The organism is Blautia sp. AF19-1 (assembly GCF_003479155.1).
In the GTDB taxonomy this organism is placed as follows: domain Bacteria; phylum Bacillota; class Clostridia; order Lachnospirales; family Lachnospiraceae; genus Fusicatenibacter; species Fusicatenibacter saccharivorans.
The window spans coordinates 1-3,797 of record NZ_QUGQ01000019.1 but is presented as its reverse complement, the minus strand read 5'-3'; the positions used below and the strand labels follow the sequence as shown (position 1 = coordinate 3,797).

Annotated in this window: 3 protein-coding genes and 1 pseudogene; 1 reads left to right on the top strand and 3 read right to left on the bottom strand. The window is 44.4% G+C overall.

Translation table 11 applies throughout. The features are described 5' to 3' along the window. The 3 genes from DWX26_RS12515 to DWX26_RS17930 all read right to left on the bottom strand — a co-directional run. Nucleotides 1–543: ATP-binding protein (locus DWX26_RS12515; protein ID WP_243030668.1), on the bottom strand; the 543-nt coding region annotated here is incomplete at its 3' end. A 12-nt stretch (nucleotides 544–555) separates the two neighbouring features. Further along, complete coding sequence (locus DWX26_RS12510; protein WP_118601543.1) at nucleotides 556–2,112, bottom strand: Mu transposase domain-containing protein; 1,557 nt, start codon at nucleotides 2,110–2,112, stop codon at nucleotides 556–558. A 177-nt stretch (nucleotides 2,113–2,289) separates the two neighbouring features. Then, nucleotides 2,290–2,616: an RNA ligase family protein gene (locus DWX26_RS17930; RefSeq protein ID WP_416822172.1), complete on the bottom strand. Its 327-nt coding sequence runs from the start codon at nucleotides 2,614–2,616 to the stop codon at nucleotides 2,290–2,292. Here DWX26_RS17930 and DWX26_RS17740 point away from each other — a divergent pair. Beyond that, nucleotides 2,548–3,577, top strand: a pseudogene (locus DWX26_RS17740) (DNA polymerase beta superfamily protein). The gene DWX26_RS17930 and the pseudogene DWX26_RS17740 sit on opposite strands and share 69 nt — an antisense overlap. Nucleotides 3,578–3,797 lie beyond the last annotated feature (220 nt).

Genomic DNA, 3,797 nt, shown 5'->3' with positions numbered 1-3,797 from the left:
CACCATGAGATCATAAGCTGCCATTTCATTCGAATACTCAAAGTAAGTACCTTCCTGCCTGGCATGATCTGATTCCTTTAAGAGTGTGTTCGCACGTATGTATTTAACAGTACGGTTCTGATGCATTGCTGTGATACATAAGGCGCAGGCGATGTGCGTTTTCCCAGCACCGGCCCCTCCGGTCATCAGCAGGTTATTCGGCTCATCGATCCAATCACACTTGGCCAGAAGTTCTATGACGTGTGTATTCAGCTGACGTTCTGGATCATAGATTGAACTGTCAAGATCAGCTGCAGGATATTTCAGGGTCGCTTTCTTCATGAGACGTTTAAACTTTTTACTCTCACGCTGATCCCACTCCTGATTTACAATAGCAGCAAAGCGGACTTCAAATGGTTCGAGACCTGTGTTTGGTTCCAAAAGCTGCTTTTCAAATGCTTCAGCCATACCGGACATGCGAAGTTTATACAGCCGATCCATGAGTATGTTCTGTTCCTTTGTGAGTTTATCGTTATAAAGATAGTCTTTTAATCTGTATGCCATAGTACGTCACCCTTACTTATAGTAGTCCTTTCCTCTGATATTTTCATGATTGGGCAGTGTTCCTGGTGAATGCTCGGGGAGTTCCTTCACATCCATCTTTTTCAGCATCTGCTTGAAGGTAAAATACTTACAGGAATTGATCTCTATACATTTACGGGCAACTTCTTCAGCAGCACCTTTCGGGATTGTTTTTACTTTATGCAGGATACCTGCACAGGCATTATAGGACTGCTCTTCATGTTTTGATGATTTAAGGAGTCTGTCAATCAGTTCTGACATCGCAGGACCAATGGCAGAAGCCCAGCGGCGGTAATAATTACCATCCTTTGAATTGACTTCTTTGTAATAAAGGTGTTCTGGCGGCATATGTTCATCTACCGTGATATACAGCGGAAACTCTCTATAAGACCGCTTATGTGTACAGATCAGCCGATTATACTGATCACAGATCCTGATCTCTGAAGCGGTTGCCTTCAGGATTGCAGGCTTGCCACAGTAAGAGTACAATACGGAGTAGTAGTGGCCGTCATACTCGATGTGGTAGTTGTTGGGAACTTTTAGGACCGCTTTATAGTCGCAAGCCGTGTAACATCCGCCTGGCAGTGGTTTCATACATGGTTTGTCATACTTTTCGAAAGCATCCTGTCTTGAGAAGTCCTTGCCTTGAAAAGATCGTTTATTGAGGACTGCTACTATTTTTTTGATTTCAGCATTTAGGTCTTCAAATGATACATATATCTTTTCTTTCAGTTTCTCAACCAGGTGTATTTCAAGATAACGTACATGATTTTCAACTGTAGGCTTGCCTTTCGGCTTTCTAGCGGGTGGTGGAAGAACTATAGTTTCATAGAAATCTTCCAGATCTGCAAAGGTAGACTGCAGGATAAGTTCATCCTTTGTGTGCTTGGTTACAGCAGTTCGCAGGTTATCGGGCACAAAGTATTTCGTAACAGCACCATAAAATGAAACAGCATGGGCACAGCCTTCTATAAAACATGGGAGCTTCTCATTTGGAAAAGCTTCTGCATAGATCAGACTGCTGACTCCAAGAGTGGTCGCAAAGATATGGACTTTTTTGATCTCGCCCGTTTCGGTATCTGTTAACAGTTCCGGCTGATCACCGACCCAGTCGATATACATCTTTTCACCCGGGATTCGGTTTACGGCCATGGATACCTTCTGGCCACCATAGTTTTCTGCTATGAATCGGTTGAAGTATTCGTAAAACTGTGACTTCTCATAACCATCAGGATTCTTTTCTTTATAATCCAGCCAACAGAACGAAATGTTCATGCGGCTCCCTGGTGCATGAATTCTGTCATAGTAATACTGGAAATCTGGAAGTGGGACATCTTTCCTCCGTAGATTTTTCTGCGGATAGAAAAGGTTCTCAACTTCCTTAGGTGCCATCATTCGGAGTTCCTCGATTGGGATTCCGTTGGCATGGTATCGGCTCATGATCAGATTTAATGTACCTGAGCCAATCTTGTAACGGTCCATAACGGACCTGGTCTGGCATCCATTCAAACGCATCTGGATGGAGCCGATAATCGTGTTGTAGTCTTGCATAGTTATGCCTCCTTTCGCAATCATTTGATGACTACGAAAGAACTATAACACGTTGAAAACTTATTGATCAGCTGAAGCGGAAACGCGTTCAGTTACATCCGGAAAGACTGATCAGCTCTTAGCGGAATGCGTGGTCAGATGAGCCGGAATTTGCACTGCTACTGAAAGGGGGTTTTCTTAGCACTTTTTTATCGTTTTAGATTTATGCACGCTAGGATAAGTTATCTTTATATTCTTTCTTACGCATATTTGTTTCTGGTTTTTCATCCTCTCTCTCACCCGGTTTGTGGTCGAAATCGCTTTCCAGGACACAAACGGTCCATCGTAAAAGACCGGCACATAGGTCAGTCCCAGCTCCGTTACCATCTCTTTGACCTGATCCTGCGGCAAATATTTTCCGGTCTCTTTTTCCATCACGTCAAAAAGGAATACCCTATGAAAATACAGGAAATGAAACAACAGCTGCAGACCCCCGCATACGATTTTCTGCGAACCAATCCGCATATGGGAAAGAATATCATTCTGCTCGGCTTGGGCGGCTCTTATGCATACGGCACAAACACAGAAAACTCTGATCTGGATGTGCGCGGGGCTGTGCCGTAAACAGCAAACGCGAAATCCTGACCGGAGCTGATTTTGAGCAGGTCTGCCATGTAGAAACCGATACGACCATTTATTCCTTCCGAAAGCTGATCCAACTGCTTAGTAACTGCAACCCAAACACCATCGAAATCCTTGGTCTGGAACCGGAACAATATTTTTATATTTCCCCCATCGGACAGGAACTACTGGATCACAAATCCCTGTTTCTGTCCCAAAAAGCGATCCAGTCCTTCGGCGGATACGCCAACAGCCAGCTGCGCAGACTGGACAACAAGTCCGCACGCCTCACCGGACAGGCACAGCGGGAACAGCATATTCTGAACAGTATCCAGAATGCTTCTTATGATTTTAAAGAGCGGTATTTTTCCTATACCGAAGACAATATCCATCTTTACCTCGATTCGTCACCGCGGGATGATATGGAAGCCGAAATCTACATGGATCTTTCTCTGAAGCATTATCCGCTCCGCGACTACCGCTCCATGTGGAATGAGATGAACAGCATCGTCAGAGACTATGACAAACTGGGAAAACGAAATAAACACGCCATCGAGCACGCCAAGCTTTCCAAACACATGATGCACCTCGTCAGACTTTACCTGATGGCATTTGATATTCTCGAAAAGGAGAAATCCACACGTACCGCAAACAGGATCTTCCATTTCTGATGGAAATCCGCAACGGAAAATTTCTCGATGAAAACCAGCAGCCAACCGAAGAATTTTCCGAATTCCTGGACGAACTCTAGAAACGGCTGAATTACGCAAAAGAAAACACCGATCTGCCGGAGATTCCGGATGAAAAACAGATCGATGATTTCGTGGCCAGTGTGCATGAACGGATTGTGCGGGGAGAGGTGTGACCGGGCCGGGGGCTTTGCCCCCCGGAACCCGGGAAGCCGGTCTAAATTTTTTCCTTATCCTGACGTTCTTGTGTCAAAAAACCAGAAAATTCTTCTTGTAAAGACACTTTGGCGATTGTTGAACGATTGGAATATTTCTTAAATACACTTTCAAACCAATTTTTAAAGTAAGCGTCCAATAAGAGGGTGTATCGAAATTTCTGGCTGTTGCATGTAAACT